General features: G+C 67.5%; 15 protein-coding genes. 10 read left to right on the top strand and 5 right to left on the bottom strand.

Annotation, left to right across the window (positions count from 1 at the left end; all coding sequences use genetic code 11):
• Positions 1–32 precede the first annotated feature (32 nt).
• From EBN03_RS03045 to EBN03_RS03035, 3 genes are read left to right on the top strand one after another with little or no spacing between them, the layout of a single operon-like run.
• The gene (locus tag EBN03_RS03045) at positions 33–971 is read left to right on the top strand and encodes a haloalkane dehalogenase (protein WP_122186253.1); all 939 of its coding nucleotides are present in this window, start codon (positions 33–35) and stop codon (positions 969–971) included.
• Complete coding sequence (locus EBN03_RS03040) at positions 968–2,608, top strand: sulfatase-like hydrolase/transferase (protein ID WP_122186252.1); 1,641 nt, start codon at positions 968–970, stop codon at positions 2,606–2,608. The genes EBN03_RS03045 and EBN03_RS03040 overlap by 4 nt, the downstream gene beginning before the upstream one ends.
• Positions 2,598–4,076 (top strand): hypothetical protein, encoded by a 1,479-nt coding sequence (locus EBN03_RS03035; RefSeq protein ID WP_122186251.1) that lies wholly within the window; start codon positions 2,598–2,600, stop codon positions 4,074–4,076. The genes EBN03_RS03040 and EBN03_RS03035 overlap by 11 nt, the downstream gene beginning before the upstream one ends.
• A 45-nt stretch (positions 4,077–4,121) precedes the next feature.
• Here the strand turns inward: EBN03_RS03035 and EBN03_RS03030 are convergent, their stop codons facing one another.
• On the bottom strand, positions 4,122–5,279 hold the full coding sequence (locus tag EBN03_RS03030) for an acyl-CoA dehydrogenase family protein (protein ID WP_122186250.1): 1,158 nt from the start codon (positions 5,277–5,279) through the stop codon (positions 4,122–4,124).
• Between the two features lie 253 nt (positions 5,280–5,532).
• On the opposite strand from EBN03_RS03030, the gene EBN03_RS03025 reads away from it, so the two are divergent.
• The 6 genes from EBN03_RS03025 to EBN03_RS03000 all read left to right on the top strand — a co-directional run bounded on the left by EBN03_RS03025 (position 5,533) and on the right by EBN03_RS03000 (position 10,021).
• A complete protein-coding gene (locus tag EBN03_RS03025) occupies positions 5,533–7,113 on the top strand; it encodes an LVIVD repeat-containing protein (RefSeq protein ID WP_122186249.1) in 1,581 nt (526 codons plus the stop codon).
• 1 nt (position 7,114) lies between these two features.
• Positions 7,115–7,798: a DUF305 domain-containing protein gene (locus EBN03_RS03020; RefSeq protein ID WP_407671073.1), complete on the top strand. Its 684-nt coding sequence runs from the start codon at positions 7,115–7,117 to the stop codon at positions 7,796–7,798.
• Between the two features lie 108 nt (positions 7,799–7,906).
• The gene (locus tag EBN03_RS03015; protein WP_122186248.1) at positions 7,907–8,329 is read left to right on the top strand and encodes a CBS domain-containing protein; all 423 of its coding nucleotides are present in this window, start codon (positions 7,907–7,909) and stop codon (positions 8,327–8,329) included.
• A 142-nt stretch (positions 8,330–8,471) separates the two neighbouring features.
• Positions 8,472–9,005, top strand: coding sequence for a hypothetical protein (locus EBN03_RS35455; RefSeq protein WP_147471441.1), 534 nt, complete (start codon positions 8,472–8,474; stop codon positions 9,003–9,005).
• A gap of 185 nt (positions 9,006–9,190) precedes the next feature.
• A complete protein-coding gene (locus EBN03_RS03005; RefSeq protein WP_122186246.1) occupies positions 9,191–9,499 on the top strand; it encodes a type II toxin-antitoxin system prevent-host-death family antitoxin in 309 nt (102 codons plus the stop codon).
• 3 nt (positions 9,500–9,502) lie between these two features.
• Positions 9,503–10,021, top strand: a complete 519-nt coding sequence (locus EBN03_RS03000; RefSeq protein ID WP_122186245.1) for a type II toxin-antitoxin system RelE/ParE family toxin — start codon at positions 9,503–9,505, stop codon at positions 10,019–10,021.
• A gap of 73 nt (positions 10,022–10,094) precedes the next feature.
• Here the strand turns inward: EBN03_RS03000 and EBN03_RS02995 are convergent, their stop codons facing one another.
• The 3 genes from EBN03_RS02995 to EBN03_RS02990 form a co-directional block, all read right to left on the bottom strand.
• Entirely contained in the window at positions 10,095–10,301 is a 207-nt protein-coding gene (locus tag EBN03_RS02995) for a hypothetical protein (RefSeq protein WP_122186244.1), read from the bottom strand.
• Between the two features lie 62 nt (positions 10,302–10,363).
• Positions 10,364–10,528 carry a hypothetical protein gene (locus EBN03_RS33985; RefSeq protein ID WP_158675517.1) on the bottom strand — a complete coding sequence of 55 codons (165 nt, stop codon included), beginning with the start codon at positions 10,526–10,528 and terminating at the stop codon, positions 10,364–10,366.
• A 581-nt stretch (positions 10,529–11,109) separates the two neighbouring features.
• Positions 11,110–12,267 carry an acyl-CoA dehydrogenase family protein gene (locus tag EBN03_RS02990; protein ID WP_122186243.1) on the bottom strand — a complete coding sequence of 386 codons (1,158 nt, stop codon included), beginning with the start codon at positions 12,265–12,267 and terminating at the stop codon, positions 11,110–11,112.
• A gap of 147 nt (positions 12,268–12,414) precedes the next feature.
• Here EBN03_RS02990 and EBN03_RS02985 point away from each other — a divergent pair, with 147 nt between their 5' ends.
• A complete protein-coding gene (locus EBN03_RS02985; RefSeq protein WP_122186242.1) occupies positions 12,415–13,065 on the top strand; it encodes a TetR/AcrR family transcriptional regulator in 651 nt (216 codons plus the stop codon).
• A gap of 90 nt (positions 13,066–13,155) precedes the next feature.
• Here the strand turns inward: EBN03_RS02985 and EBN03_RS02980 are convergent, their stop codons facing one another.
• Positions 13,156–15,228, bottom strand: coding sequence for a neutral/alkaline ceramidase (locus EBN03_RS02980; RefSeq protein ID WP_122186772.1), 2,073 nt, complete (start codon positions 15,226–15,228; stop codon positions 13,156–13,158).
• Positions 15,229–15,287: the final 59 nt, after the last annotated feature.

The following is a 15,287-nucleotide window of genomic DNA, read 5'->3' as shown; positions in this document are numbered from 1 at the left end:
CGCACAGTGCAAATACATCTAGGGTCTGCGACATGCATGTATTGCGAACACCCGACGAGCGGTTCGCCGACCTGCCGGACTTCCCCTTCGAGCCCCATTACACCGACGTCGCGGCCGGAGACGGGAGCGATACTCACCTGCGGCTGCACTATCTCGACGAAGGCCCCCGCGGCGGCGCGGTCGTGCTGCTCATGCACGGCGAGCCGTCCTGGAGTTTCCTGTACCGCAGCATGATCCCGGTGCTCGTGCGAGCCGGATTTCGTTGTGTGGCACCGGATCTGATCGGATTCGGCCGCAGCGACAAGCCCGCCGAACGCGCCGACTACACCTATGCCCGCCACGTCGAATGGGTCCGGGAGGCGCTGTTCGACCGGCTGGATCTGCGCGGAATCACCCTGGTCTGCCAGGACTGGGGCGGACTGATCGGCCTGCGCCTGGTCGCCGAACATCCGGACCGGTTCGCCCGGGTGGTGGTCGCCAATGCCGGCCTGCCCACCGGCAGCGTGAAACTCACCGAGGCGTTCGCCGCCTGGCAGCGGTTCTCCCAAGAGACAACGGAATTCCCGGTCGGCGGGATCGTCGCGGGCGGCTGCCGCACCCAGCTCACCCCCGACGTGATCGCCGGCTACGACGCCCCGTTCCCGGACGAGACCTACAAGGCCGGTGCGCGAGTCTTCCCGCTACTGGTCCCCACCCGCCCCGACGACCCCGCCGGGCCGGCGAACAGCGCGGCGTGGGAACGGCTGGCGCAGTTCGGGAAACCGCTGCTCACCGCCTTCTCCGACGGTGACCCGATCACCAAGGGCGGCGACCGCGTCTTCCGGGAGAAGGTGCCCGGCGCCGCCGGACAGCCGCACACCACGATCACCGGCGCCGGTCACTTCCTGCAGGAGGACCGCGGTCCCGACCTGGCCACCGTGATCACCGAGTTCATCGCCGCCACACCCACCACCGAAGGGAGCACCGAATGATCAACCGACGAGGGTTCTTCGGCACCGGCGCGGTCGCCGGAGCCGCCGCGGTCACCGCCGCCGGCCCCGCGGCCGCGACGCCCAGGCGGATGGATCTGCATCCGGACAAGCCCAATATCCTCGTCGTCATCGTCGACGAGATGCGCACACCCATGTGGTTCCCCGAGCTGAGCGTCCTGGACACGATCCTGCCGAATATCGCCGCGCTGCGGAACAAGTCGGTGTCGTTCGAGAACCACTACACCGCCGCCAACGACTGCACACCCGCGCGCGGCGCCCTCGTCACGGGCCTGTACTCGCACCAGACCGGCGTGCTGGCGACCTCGCAATCCGAACTGGCCGCGGGCTTCCCGACCTGGGGATCGATGCTGCGCGAGCAGGGCTACCGCACCTCCTGGTGGGGCAAATGGCATCTGGGCCACTACGCCGACACCAACCCGGGCGGCCTGGACCGCTACGGGTTCGACGGCGGCACCTACCCCTCCCCCAACGGCGCGCCCGAGCAGGGGCTGCAGATGGACGGGCGGATCGTCGACCAGTTCGTCGATTTCTTCCACAGTGAAGCGACACAAGGGCCTTGGTGCACGACGGTGTCGCTGGTCAACCCGCACGACATCCAATGGTGGCCGCGCTGGACGCGACGCACGCTGGCGCAGAACAACATTCCGCGCTGGATCAACAACCTTCCCGCCAATTTCGAGTCCCTGGAGCAACTCTCGCGCAAGCCCCGCCTGCAGACCGCGCTGGTCCAGGTGTCGGCGGCGACCTTCGGGCTGGCCCCCTACGGCACGCCCGGTGCCGACCAGGAGTGGATCGACATGCGCAACCTCTACCTGTGGTTCCAGCAGCAGGTGGACATCCAGATCGGGCGCGTACTCACCGAATTGGAGTCGCAGCCCGATGTCGCCGCGAACACCGTGGTGGTCTTCACCTCCGACCACGGCGACTACGCCGGCTCACACGGCCTGCACGGCAAGGGCGGCGGCGCCTACGACGAGGCGATCCGGGTACCGCTGTTCGTCTACGACCCGCGCGGTCTGCTCACCCCGGCCCCGGGCACCCGGCAACAGCTGACCTCCAGTATCGATCTGGCCGCACTACTGCTGACCATCGGCACCGGCGGCAACGGCTGGCGGTCCGACGGCCGGTACGCGCACCTCGCCCGGAGGCACGACATCGCCGCTGTCGCAAGGGATTCGGGCGCCGTCGGCCGACCCTGGGTGCTGCACACCACCGACGAACACTCCATCGAGGAGGCCGCGGTTCGGTTCGACGACAACGCGCCCGGGCATGTGATCGCGCTGCGGACCGCCGACGCGAAGTTCGTCCGCTACTCGCACTGGGTGCCGGGCTGCCCGCAGATCGACACCACCGCGCCGGAGGAATACGAACTCTACGACTACTCGACCGACGGCGGCCGGCTCGAGCTCGACAATATCGCCGCCATCGGAAGCGGCCTGCGCGACACCATGAGCCGGCTGCACGACCAGGCGATCGACTCCGAGCTCCACGAACCACTGCCCGACTATCTTCAGCAGGCCCAGCAGGACGGATGGAACGATTACAACACACAGACCGCAAAGCCCTTCGGCGAGCAGATCTTCGATTTCCTGCGGGACGGTATCGGTGCGAAATAGCTTTCGCGGCAGCCTGATCGGCGGCGCCGCCGGACTGCTCGCCGCCGTTGCCGGAACCGCTGCCGCGCTGCCGATTCCGGAGGTGCCCGCCGCGCCACCCGGATTCATCGGCACTGCGGCTGTGGCGCAACCGATCACGAGTGTGCCGCCGGTGCCGCAGCACCCCTATCTCGCCACGAACGGCCGGTCCGGGATCCACGACGACGGGTGGATGAGCAACACCAACAGTGCCCCCGGGCCGCTCGGGCACGACATCCAGGTGGTGTCGGCGGTGATCGGCGGCGAGTGCGGCTCGATCACCTTCGACCGCGCCGGCCGCATCGTGACCACCTGTATCGGCCCGAACCCCGGGCTCTACCTGCTCGACCCGGTCAGCCTGAATGTGCTGGGCCGCACCGCATTACCGGGCGATCCGGGTGCGTTCCTGAAGCCCGGGGCCTTCGGCAACTTCACCGGCGGCGCCTACTTCTACCTCGACGACCAGGACCGCGCCGTGATCGCCGCTCGCGACGGCCACATTCGTGTCTTCGCCGAGAACAGCGGCGGCGACGGCTTCACCGCGGTCTCGGACTTCGACCTCACCGGCCTGCTGCGCCCCGGCGAGACCTTCAACTCGGCGCTGCCCGACAGCAACGGCCTGCTCTGGTTCGTCACCCGCACCGACGGCCTGGTCGGCACGCTGGACCTGAACACCGGTGCGACACAGGTGATCCGACTCGGCGAGGGCGCCGACGGCGAGATCGAGAACTCGTTCGCGGTCGGCACCGACGGCGACGTCTACATCGCCACCAACCGGGAACTGCTGCGGTTCGACGCGGGCCCCGACGGCACACCGTCGATCACTTGGCGAACCACCTACGCCAACAGCGGTCAGCGCAAACCCGGCCAGGTCGACGACGGCACCGGCACCACCCCGACCATCCTGCCGGGCGGATACGTCGCCATCACCGACAACGCCGACCCGATGAACGTCGTCGTCTACCGCACCGCGCCGGACGCCGCGCAACGGCAGGTCTGCGCCGTCCCGGTGTTCGCGGCGGGCGCGAGCGACACCGAGAACTCGCTGATCAGCGCCGGCAATTCGCTGGTCGTCGAGAACAACTACGGCTATACCGGTCCCGAGGCCGCGCTGCTGGGCAAGACCACGACCCCGGGTTTCGCCCGCATCGATATCGACACCGACGGCTGTCATCAGGTCTGGAGCAATACGACCGAAGCGGCCCCCACGGTGGTGCCGAAGTTGTCGCTGGCCACCGGTCTGATCTACACCTACACCAAGGGCACCGAACCCGGTGACCCGTGGTACCTGACCGCGCTGGACTTCCGCACCGGCGCGACGGTGTGGAAACAGTTGACCGGCACCGGTCCCGGCTTCAACAACAACTACGCCGGAATCGCTCTCGGCCCGGACGGCACCGCGTATCTGGGTGTACTCCCCGGGCTGATCGCGATGCGCGACGGACAGTAGGACCCACCCGCGCCGCATCGGTGGATACCGATGCGGCGCAGTGCGTTACATGGCCCGAGAGATGATCTCCTTCATGATCTCCGAGGTGCCGCCGTAGATCTTGTTCACGCGCGCCGCCGCGTACATGCGGGCGATCGGGTACTCCATCATGTAGCCGTAGCCGCCGAAGAACTGGACGCACCGATCCACCACGGCCACACCCTTGTCCGCGGCGACCAGCTTGGCCATCGAGGCGATGTCCGGGCTGTTGTCGCCGTCGATGTAGACCTGCACCGCGTGGTCGACGGTGGTCTTGATGGCCAATACCTCGGCCTTGAGTTCGGCGAGTTCGAAGCGATTGTGCTGGAACTTCCACAGTTCGCGGCCGAAAGCCTCGCGCTGCTTGGTGTATCGGACCGCTTCCAGCACCGCCAGTTCGGCCATCCCGGCGCACACCGACGCGATGATCAGGCGTTCGCGGGCCAGTTGCTCCATGAGCTGATAGAAGCCCAAACCTTCCTGGGCGCCGAGGAGATTCGTGACCGGCACCCGCATATCGGCGAAGAACAGCTCACGTGTGTCCTGCCCGTGCTGGCCGACCTTCTCCAGCACTCGGCCGCGTTCGAAACCCGGGGTGTCGGTCTCGGCGACGATCAGCGAGACGCCGGCCGCGCCCTGGCTCGGGTCGGTCTTGGCCACCACGACCACCAGGTCGCAGTGGGATCCGTTGGAGATGAACGTCTTCGACCCGTTGATCACGTAGTGGTCGCCGTCGCGGAGCGCGGTGGTCTTGACCGCCTGCAGATCCGATCCGGTGCCGGGCTCGGTCATGGCGATGGCCAGCACGAGGTCACCGCTGATCACGCCGGGCAGCCAGCGTTGCCGCTGCTCCTCGTTGCCGTAGCGGGCGAGATAGTGCGCGGCGATGGGTGAGTGGACGATCCAGCCCGACGCGGAGTCGCAGGCGAGCGCCAGTTCTTCGGCGACCACGGCGGAGAAACCGAAATCTCCTGCCGCGCCGCCATATTGCTCGGGCAGGTCCAGGCCGAGCAAACCGGCGTCGCCCAGCTTGTTCCAGTGTTCGCGGTCGACCTGATGCTGGGCGGCCCAGCGGTCCTGATTGGGGGTCGACTCCTTGCGCAGGAATTCGGCGGCGTGTTTGCGGAGGTCGCGGTGGGCCTCGGTTTCCCAGCTCGCACGGTAGTGCGGGAAGAGTTCGGACATGGGCGGTGCCTAGCTTCGGGTGCCGGGCGCGCCCACCGGGCACGCAACCCGGCAGTTAACGATACGGGCGCATCGTACAACGATCATGTCGCCGGAGAGCCGAGAAAGTGGAACAGGTTTTCCCGGAATCGCCCGCGCAAGAATCGCGATTCACTTAACGTTTCCCCTGAGCCAGCGCGGGCCCTCCGGTCCCGCGGAGCGCGGCGTTGCGCGATCTGACTCGTCCGGCTAGCTAGATCGCGGGGGATCCGTCATGCGAGGTTCGACGAAGCTGCGACGGTCCAAGACATTCGCCCTCGCGGCGGCGACCGTACTCGGCATCGCCGCACTCCCGGGCTCCCAAGCGTCGGCGGATCTGCAGTCCGACATCATGAATCAGGTCCAGCAGTTCTTCGACGTGGGCACGACCGCGGTCCCACGGGCCGACTGCGGTCCCGGCTCCGCGCCGGAGAACGGCCTGCAGGGCGACGTGCCCGCCGCGGATCGCGACAGCGGGCGCAGCACCCAGGGCTACACCTGCAACATGTCCCTGGTCGGCGGCTACGAGAACAGTCAGGGCGGCGGGATCACCTCGGTCACCTACGACCACTGCTCCTACACCGGAACGTTCTTCCCGGGCGACACGCTGCGGGCCGACGCCGGCGTCCAGGTCATCGACGCCTCCGACCCCGCGAACCCGGTGCACACCGCGACCCTGAACGAACCGGCCATGGTCGGCGGCACCTGGGAGACCCTGAAGGTCAACCCGGTGCGAAAGCTGTTGGTGGGCGCCGCCGTTCCGTTCCTGGAGGGTGCGGGCTACCTGTCGGTCTACGACGTCTCCGACTGCGCGCACCCGCGGCTGCTGAACCCCGGCCCGGGCACGAATCTCGGTATGCCGCTGCCGATCACGTCGCACGAGGGCGGCTTCTCCCCCGACGGCAACACCTACTGGGTCTCCGGTCTGGTCCCCGGCTTCCTGAGCGCGATCGACCTCACCGATCCGGCGAACCCGCACGTGATCTGGCAGGGCCTCACCGGCCTCGAAGAGCACGGCATGGGCGTGAGCCCCGACGGCAACCGGCTGTACATCTCGGCCCTGGGCGGCTTCACCACCCTCGACGTCAGCGCCGTGCAGCGCCGCGACCCGAACCCCCAGGTCAACCACATCGGCCGAGTGTTCTGGACCGACGGTTTCGCGACCCAGCACAGCATTCCGGTCACCTACGACGGCAAGCCGTACCTGTTCACCGTCGACGAAGCCTCTTCCGGCGGTGTGAAACTCGTCGACATCTCCGACGACACCCATCCGCAGGTGGTCAACAAGATCAAGCTGGAGATCAACCTGCCCGACCACCAGGACAGCCTGGTGGCCTCGGCCATGGGCGGCTCGGTCTTCTCCTACGACCCGCACTACTGCGCGGCGGACCGCCCCGACGACCCGACCGCCCTGGCCTGCGGCTGGGAGTCCTCGGGCATCCGGGTCTTCGACATCAAGGACCCGATGCACGTCCGCGAGATCGCCTACTACAACCCGCCGGCGCGCAAGGGCCAGAACCTGCAGCTGCTGAATTCGCCGCACGCGCTCGCCTCCCTGATCGGGCCGCCGATCATCGAGGGCTTCTCGGTGGCGCGCTCGATGCTGACCGGCCGGTTCGACCCGGCCAAGGCGCTCTCTTCTCGCATCGGCGATCTGGCGCTGGGCGACCTGTCCACCGACTGGTGCATGTCCGCGCCCGAATGGCACGGCAGCCAGCTGTGGACCACCTGCAACGACAACGGGTTCATGGTGCTCGATCTCGGCAACGACGTGTATTCGGTTCCGCCGGACCAGCAGTCGACCGTGGGTTCGTAACGTGCGGCTACCGACGTGGGGCGGCCGGGCGCTGCGGCCCGCCGCCTATCTGATGACCGCGCTCGTGCTGCTGGTGATGGGCGCCGCGCTGCGCCCGCTGATCGTGCCCGAACATCCTTCGCCCGCACCGATTCTCACGGCAGACGAGATCGGGTTCGCGCAGGACATGAGCACCCACCACCAGCAGGCGATCCTGTTGGCGCAGCGGCTGGACCCGAGTGCCGATCCCGGGGTGCGGCAGCTGGCGAACCAGATCATGCAGGCCCAGGAACTCGAGGTCGGCACCATGCTGGGCTGGCTGCGGCTGGCCAATGTCTCCCCCACCTCCGCGCATCCCATGGCGTGGATGCACGACTCGCCCGACGCCGTCGCCGACCGCCACGGGACTGCGCCGAGCTCCGGGACGGCCATGCCGGGGATGGCGGTCGCGGCCATGCCCGGCATGGCCAGTCAGGCCGAGTTGGACAAGCTGAGCGCCGCGCGCGGCCGGGACGCGGACGTGCTGTTCCTGCAACTGATGTACCGCCACCATCTGGGCGGGATCAGCATGGCCAAGGCCGCTGACGCGATCGTCACCAAGGGCGCGGTGAAGGAATCGATCCGCGGCATGCTGGCCACCCAGAGCGAGGAGGCCGGGCTCATGGCCTACCTGCTGCGCCAGCGGGACGCCCAGCCGCTGCCCTGAGGCCTGTGCGGCTGGGTGGCCGTACCTTGCTCGCCACGGTAGCGCGGCGAAGAATATGGATGTCCACCTATTCGACAAGCAGTGCCACCACCCCGAGGAGGCGCAGTGATGACGACCGCCAGGGACCTCATGCGACCCGGTGCCCAGTGGATATCCAAGGAACAGACCGTGACCAATGCCGCGCGGATCATGGCCGCGCGAGGGCTCGACGCCCTGGTCGTGGCCGACGAGAACGACCGCATGTGCGGGATCATCACCTACCGTGACATCGTGCTGCGCTGCCTGGCGGCCAATCTGCCGCCGGATCGCACCACGGTCGGCATGCTCTGCCACAGCGGTACCCCGCGCTGGGTCGATTCCAAGGCCGACGCCGCCGAAGTGGTCGAGACCATGAACACCAATCGCGTCGATCACCTCCCCGTCGTGGAGGACCGGCAGCTGATCGGCACCATCGGCGAGCGCGACCTGCTGCCCTATCTGGACGACCAGCAGCTCGGTGCGTTCGCTCGCGCCCACGTGAGCGTGAACTGACCGCAGCGAAATCCGCGCAATCCGACCCGGCCATTACGCCCGAACCGCCCGGCCGAGGTGGTTTGGTCTAACGGCGCGCAATACCACAGCGATACTCGGGACGACAGATGTTCGTGTGTTCTCAGCGATCCAGGAGCAGATGATGAATCGTCCTACTGTGGTCCGGGCCGGGCTACTCACTTCCACCTGTGCACTCGCGGTCGTCTCGCTGGCCACCATCGCCGCCGCCGATACCTCGCCGCTGACCGTCTCGGGTGGTGTCTCGGCCACCGGCGGCACCACCGCCTACTGTGCCAACAGCACCTATAACCTGACCGTCTCGGCCGCGAACTTCCCGGTCGGCATCACGCAGTACGAATTCCTCGACGGCGCGAACATCTCCACGGCCACCGCGATCGGCGCCCTGCAAACCGCCACCGCCGGCCAGGACGCCACCGTCAGCTGGACCCCCACCACCAGCGGCACCCACGACCTGTGGCTCCTGGTCACCGGATCCACCGGCACCAGCCTGATCGGCCCCACCGCCGTCACCGTCCTCGACCAAACCTCCCCCACCTGCACCCCACCGGCCCCCGCCCAGCCCGCCGTCGGCCTGCAGAACCTTCTGACCAGCCTGGGCCTGGGCAATATGGGCGCCATGCTGAGCCAACTGGTGAGCAGCCTGTCGGCGCAGTGAGCGGAGGGCGATAACGCGCCACGGCCGGTATCCACTTTCGGATACCGGCCGCTGCCCTCGGATGCCGATCCGATTCGCCCACATCGTGATCGACGACGCCGCGCTGTGCCGACGCGGGCGGGCGTGGAATTGCCGCGAAGCATCCACCCCTTTAAAATCTAGCTAGTTTTCTGTACAGTTGAGACATGACAATCCTGCGGAACACCCGTGAGCTGAGCGTTACCGACGCGGCACAGCGCGGCGTGGCGGGCTTGGTTGCCGACGCCGAGCATGGCGCCGACCTGGTGGTTACGCGCCACCATCGCCCGGTGGCCGCAGTCGTCAGCATGGCCCGGCTGGCCGAACTGGACCAGGCGGAGTCCGACCTTCGCGACCTGGCTCTGGTACTCGCGCGGGCAGCCACGGATTCCGGGCGGAGAACATCACTCGACGATGTCCTGACCGCCTTCGGATTAACGCGGGAGTCCCTCGCCGAACAGGACGACGACGAGTAGCCGATGACCGAGATCCTGTTCACCGACGCAGCGATCGACGACCTCCGAAAAATCGGCCCGGACGCAGTTCCGAAAGTCCTCAAAAAGGTTCTCCTTCTACAGGAATCCCCGCTGGCCGGCTACCCGCTGGGCGGCGAGCTCACGGGTTTCCGCAAACTCGTAGTCGGCAGGAACACTTGGCGAATCGTGTACCGCGTCGTGGATCGGGCAACAATCGAGATCTGCGAGATCTGGGCTGTTGGTGCGCGTGCCGACGCGGCGGTGTACGCAGAGGCGACGACCCGAATTATCGCCGCAGCCAGCCGTTTACCCGAATTCAGCAAGTTGAGCGATGTGATGCTGCATCTCGGGCGCGGCGTCGACGCCGATTCGGTTGCACCGGAACCGATCCGAGAAGCTGTACCGGATTGGCTGGCGCAACGATTGATCTACACCGCTGGTATGGCACCCGCCGACGTCGCGGCACTGAGCCTCGAACAGGCAGTCGACAAGTGGGGCGAGTACACGTCCAAGCCCAAGTAGAACAGGTCCGAAAACGACTGCGGCCGACCGGGATTCGAATCCCGGTCGGCCGCAGTTGTTTTCGTGCCAGGCGCTAGGAGGCGGTTGCCGGTCCGCCGACCGCCGAGAACGATCCGATGACACCCAGCAGCGCGCCCACGTCGCCGAAGAACATGGTGCCGGTGTTCGACAGCCCGCTACTGAGCCCGGAGACGAGTGCGTTGCCGCCGGTGAGCAGGTCGGAGGATGCGGCGCCGCCCAGTGCCGAGCCGAGGTCGACGAGGCCTGATCCAGTTCCCATTGTTGTTACTTCCTCGCAGTAAAGATGCGTGCACGACGCAATAGCAGAAACGAATTATTCGGTCAGGGCAGAATCGACGAGATAGCCACACCGGTGCTGGAAATGGTGGCACCGGCCGCCGATCCCGTCGGGCCCAGATTGAAGATCAGGTCCGCGACGATTTGCCACGCGGCCTGGCCGACGTCGCCGCTGAATGTCGAGAGGTTTTGGATCACACCGGAACCCATGTTCTCACTTCCTCGAAATAAATGACGCATCATCGGATGCGTGCCGGGTAACACTCACCCGACCGGGCCAGGGTAGCCCTGCCGTCGAGCCGGATCACCCTGATTCCGAGGCTGTTTCGGCCCGCGGCGGTTGCGGTGCGATGCGGGGAACCGCGCCGGTGCCCGGATTCGCCGTCCGTTGCACGGGGTTCGGAAATATTCCGCGCGGCCGTAGTTCGAGAATTTTTCCGCACTCATTGAATGCGGGAGCTGGATAGTCCGCCGCCATAACGTGTCATCCGATGATTTGCCGGTGTGTGGCTGACATCCCCATTGTCGGGAATATTCCCAGTCATGGACTGGCGGACCCGATGCCTTCGTGGGCCATCGCAATTCGATCTGATGTGATGTTCACCACTTCGACGTGGGGATGTTTCGCGGCAATTGCACCCGCGGCTGCCCCGTGCCGGCGCGGCTCGGCGCCGTCGATCACGGTGTGGGCGAATCGGATCGGCATCCGAGGGCAGCGGCCGGTATCCGAAAACGACTGCGGCCGACCGGGATTCGAATCCGGTCGGCCGCAGTCGTTGTGCTGGAAGTCCTTACAGACCCATGCCGCGGGCGATGATCGTCTTCATGATCTCGTTCGTGCCGCCGTAGATGCGGTTGACGCGGTTGTCGGCGTACAGGCGAGCGATCGGGTACTCGTTGATGAAGCCGTAGCCGCCGTGCAGCTGCAGGCAGCGGTCGATGACGCGGTGCGCGACCTCGGTGCAGAACAGCTTGGCGGACGCGGCGTCGACCGGGGTCAGCTCACCGGCGTCGAGGGCCTCGAGACCGCGGTCCACGACCGCCTCGGCGGCGTCGACCTCGGCCTGACAGGCGGCCAGCTCGAACTTGGTGTTCTGGAACTCGGCGACCGGCTTGCCGAACACCGCGCGCTGCTGGGTGTACTCCTTGGCGAAGCGGATGGCGGCCTTGGCCTGCGCGTAGGCGCCGACGGCGATCGACAGGCGCTCCTGGGGCAGGTTCTGGCCCAGGTAGGAGAAGCCCTTGTGCTCCTCACCCAGCAGGTCCTCGACCGGGACCTTCACGTCGGTGAAGTTCAGCTCGGCGGTGTCGGAGGTCCGCAGGCCCATCTTGTCCAGCTTGCGGCCGATGGTCCAGCCCTCGGACTTGGTGTCGACGACCAGCAGCGAGATGCCGTGGCGGCGGTCGGTTTCCAGCGGCGCGGCGGTGCGGGCGCACACGATCACGCGGTCGGCGTGCACACCACCGGTGATGAATGTCTTGGAACCGTTGAGCACGTAGTGCGAGCCATCCTCGGACAGCTTGGCGGTGGTGCGCATACCGGCCAGGTCGGAACCGGTGCCCGGCTCGGTCATGGCGATGGCGAACATGATCTCACCGCTGACGAAGCCCGGGAACCAGCGCTTCTTCTGCTCGTCGGTGGCCAGCTTCTTCAGGTAAGGCAGGCACAGGCCGACGTGCACGCCGGAGCCACCCAGCGACACACCCGCGCGCATGGTCTCCTCGAGCAGGATCGCCTCGAACTTGAACGACTCGATGCCGGCGCCGCCGTACTCCTCGTCCACCTCGATGCCGAAGACGCCCAGCTCACCGAGCTTGTAGTAGAACTCGCGCGGCGCGATGCCGTCCTCGAGCCACTTGTCGTGGACGGGGACGACTTCGGACTCGATGAACGCCCGCACGGTCTCGCGGTACGCCTCGTGGTCCTCGTTGAAAACGGTCCTGCGCATGGGTCTCTCCTTGTGAGCTTCGGGCGCTGCGCCCGATAATCTAACAGCGTTCGGTTATTACGGCACGCGCAGCCCCGGGTGATACCGTGGCCGAGCCACAACCGTGGCCGCGACCAGGCCGGATTCGACAGCGCAGGAGGTGACCCGATGGGCAGGCCCCGGGTACCACTGCTCAGCCGCGAACGCATCCGCACCGCAGCGCTGGACCTGATCGACCGCGACGGGCTCGCCGACCTGTCCATGCGCAAGCTCGGCGCCGAACTCGGCGTGCAGGCCGCCTCGCTCTACGGCCACTACCCCACCAAGGACGACCTGCTCGACGACATCGCCGACGGCATCACCGCCGATATCGACACCACCTTCTTCGACACCGCGGATTGGCGTACGGCACTGATGGACTGGGCGCGCTCCTACCGCGCGGCACTGGTCCGCCACCCCAATTTCGTGCCCTACCTGGCCGCCGGCCCGGGCGCCCGCGAGGAAAACCTGCGCGTCGCCGACGACGTCTACGGTGGCCTGGTCCGGGCCGGCTGGCCGCCGCGCACCGCCACCATGATCGGCGCCGCCGCCCGCTACGTGGTGGTCGGCTCGACGGTGAGCTCTTTCTCCAGCGGCTTCAGCGACGACGTCACGCTCTACGACCGTTACCCGCACCTGAAGCAGGGCGCCCACCTGCTGCGTGGCCGGGCAGAAGAAATCGACTCGGAGAGTTTCGAACTCGCCATGGGCGCGTTCGTCGCGGGCTTGGAACCGCGCTACGCGGCACTGCGCGCGGGCCGCACATCCGCCACGGGCTGAGCCCGGCCCACGCCGGGCCTGGCGGCGCGCGTCATCACGCCCCGCCCGATGGGGCGATCCGACACCGGGGACCCCGGCGAGCGGTTCCGGTCAGGCGACCGCGAACTCGGGCGAGGTGGCGGTGAACGGCGTCACGACTCCACCGGGATCGCGTGCGTCGCCGAAGTACACGATCCGGTGGCTGCCCGCGGTAGTGCCCTCCGGGACGGTCCACTGGATTCGCACGATCGAGGCCGCGGGCTGACCGTCGGGCCGCGACCAGTGCAGTTCGGTGCACCAGTCGTTGTCGTCGTGGACCCGGGTCCACCCGTCCCCGTCCGCGCGCTGCACCTCGAAATACGAACCGCCGGTATGGAAGTCGTTGTTCGGGTGGGCGCCGGCGAATTCCACCGCGACCGTGTCACCGGTCTGCGCGTTCGCCTGCGGCGGCGTGATCAGATCACCGAACCACTTGCCGGCGACCGGCACGTCCGGCGGCACGGCGGGCAGCAGCGACGGCTGCAGCCCGATGGTCCAGTCGAGCGGCGCGGGTCCCCGGTCGAGCAGGTTCCGGGCGGCCAAAGCCTGCGCGAGCCGGTCGAATTCCTGCAGGTATGCCGACAGCGTCCAGCGGCCGTACAGGGTCTCGCCGCCTTCGTACTGCTGCGACACGTACTCCTCGGGAGTGGTGACGTAGCCGTTGTAGCCGTTGGCGTATCCCTGCACCAGCACGTTCTCGACCGGAACATTCATGGCGCGGGCCACGATCCGGCGGATCCGCAGGCCGGACACCACCGTGTACTCCCCCGGTCCGGCGGCCAGCACCAGGTCACCGATGCGCATGATCTGGATCGCGATCACCTGCGGGTTCCACGGCCGGGGCGGCAGGATGCCCAGCGGCGCGAGGATCAGCTTGGGCGCCTGCACATCTCGCATCCACTGCTCGATCGGCGCGTCCGCGCCACCCAGTGCGTCGACCACCGGGTTCGTCATGCCCTCGGTCAGGAACGGCAGCTGGGTGTACCAGTTGTCCTCGGAGCTGGTAGCCATCGCCGCGGCACCCATCATGGCCGGTGTGGTCCGCGCGGGCCGCCCGTCGGGGGTGTAGGCGCCGTCGACGGCGATGTCGCTGAGGTCGATGTAGCGCACGACCGCGTCCACACCGCCGGCGCTCATCGGCTGGGCGGTGTCGAAAACGGCTCGGCCGGCCTGATATTGGCGCTCACCGATGAGGGCGCAGTTCTCCCGGTTGTCGGCGGTCGGCCCGTTGGGATGCCATTTGCCGAGGCCGATGTTGGGGGTCATGTCACCGGCGTTGGTCTGCGGGAACGCGGCGACGAACCCGAGTCCGTCCTGGTAGCGCTGGCCCTTGTCGTCGTGTTCCCAGCGGTAGCTCGCGTAGCCCTTGTTGTCGATCGAGATCAGGCGGTTCTTGTCGGTGAGCGAGGTGCCATGGGTGGCGAACCAGGTGATGGCACCGACATCGACTCCGCCGCAACTCAATCGGAGCACAGTGACGGCCGGGTCGATGGCGTTCGGGAACTCGTTCTTGTCCTCGTCCGGGTTCAGGTCGAAGGCCTGCAGCGAGCGGTTCGCGCTGGCGTCGTGGAGTTCTCCGTGCCCGAGCCGGATGGTGCCGGGCGCGAGCCGCTCGTGGGCGGCGACGATCGCGGCGACGATGCCCGCCACCTCGGCGTCGTGGGAGTTCTGCTGGAATCCGTACGCGGCAAGCGAATACGCGTATTCGCGGGCGGTACCACCACAGGAGTTGTGGTTGTGGCACGCGTTGACGTTCACATTGCGCTCGGTGTACAGGTCCCCGAAGCGCTGGGCGAGCTGCCGCAGCACGGCCTGGTACACCGACTGGAACAGGCACGCGATGTCGGCGTTGACGAAGACCACCCGGTCGCCGGTGACCCGGTCGCCGATGATGTAGGCCCGCGCGAAGCAGCGCGCGAGCAGGCCCTCGGCGACCTGGTCGGCCTCGGAGTAGCCCATCATGCCCTGGCCGGCGATGGCGCCGGTCATGTCGGCGATGCCGGTGCCGATCAGGTAGTCCTGTCCGTCCGCGCTCTGCCGGGGCGACAGCAACGGTCGGGCGGCGGCCAGGGCGGGCCGGCCGAACGCGGTGGCGGCACCGAGGGCCGCGGCCCCGGTCAGGACCGAGCGCCGAGGGATCGTCACGGGTACTCCTTCACACACGCCGCGACCCGCGGCGGCGGCTGTTCGCCGTCGCGCGGGCA

Origin of the sequence: Nocardia stercoris, assembly GCF_003696265.1 — a bacterium.
Classification (GTDB): domain Bacteria; phylum Actinomycetota; class Actinomycetes; order Mycobacteriales; family Mycobacteriaceae; genus Nocardia; species Nocardia stercoris.
The sequence above is the reverse complement of the archived record's forward strand: the minus strand, read 5'-3'. Positions and strand labels throughout refer to the sequence as shown.

Coding starts and splice junctions, on each gene's coding strand:
- EBN03_RS03045 (WP_122186253.1), top strand. CDS start 33: ATGCATGTATTGCGAACACCCGACGAGCGGTTCGCCGACCTGCCGGAC.
- EBN03_RS03040 (WP_122186252.1), top strand. CDS start 968: ATGATCAACCGACGAGGGTTCTTCGGCACCGGCGCGGTCGCCGGAGCC.
- EBN03_RS03030 (WP_122186250.1), bottom strand. CDS start 5,279: ATGTCCGAACTCTTCCCGCACTACCGTGCGAGCTGGGAAACCGAGGCC.
- EBN03_RS03025 (WP_122186249.1), top strand. CDS start 5,533: ATGCGAGGTTCGACGAAGCTGCGACGGTCCAAGACATTCGCCCTCGCG.
- EBN03_RS03015 (WP_122186248.1), top strand. CDS start 7,907: ATGACGACCGCCAGGGACCTCATGCGACCCGGTGCCCAGTGGATATCC.
- EBN03_RS35455 (WP_147471441.1), top strand. CDS start 8,472: ATGAATCGTCCTACTGTGGTCCGGGCCGGGCTACTCACTTCCACCTGT.
- EBN03_RS03005 (WP_122186246.1), top strand. CDS start 9,191: ATGACAATCCTGCGGAACACCCGTGAGCTGAGCGTTACCGACGCGGCA.
- EBN03_RS03000 (WP_122186245.1), top strand. CDS start 9,503: ATGACCGAGATCCTGTTCACCGACGCAGCGATCGACGACCTCCGAAAA.
- EBN03_RS02995 (WP_122186244.1), bottom strand. CDS start 10,301: ATGGGAACTGGATCAGGCCTCGTCGACCTCGGCTCGGCACTGGGCGGC.
- EBN03_RS33985 (WP_158675517.1), bottom strand. CDS start 10,528: ATGGGTTCCGGTGTGATCCAAAACCTCTCGACATTCAGCGGCGACGTC.
- EBN03_RS02990 (WP_122186243.1), bottom strand. CDS start 12,267: ATGCGCAGGACCGTTTTCAACGAGGACCACGAGGCGTACCGCGAGACC.
- EBN03_RS02985 (WP_122186242.1), top strand. CDS start 12,415: ATGGGCAGGCCCCGGGTACCACTGCTCAGCCGCGAACGCATCCGCACC.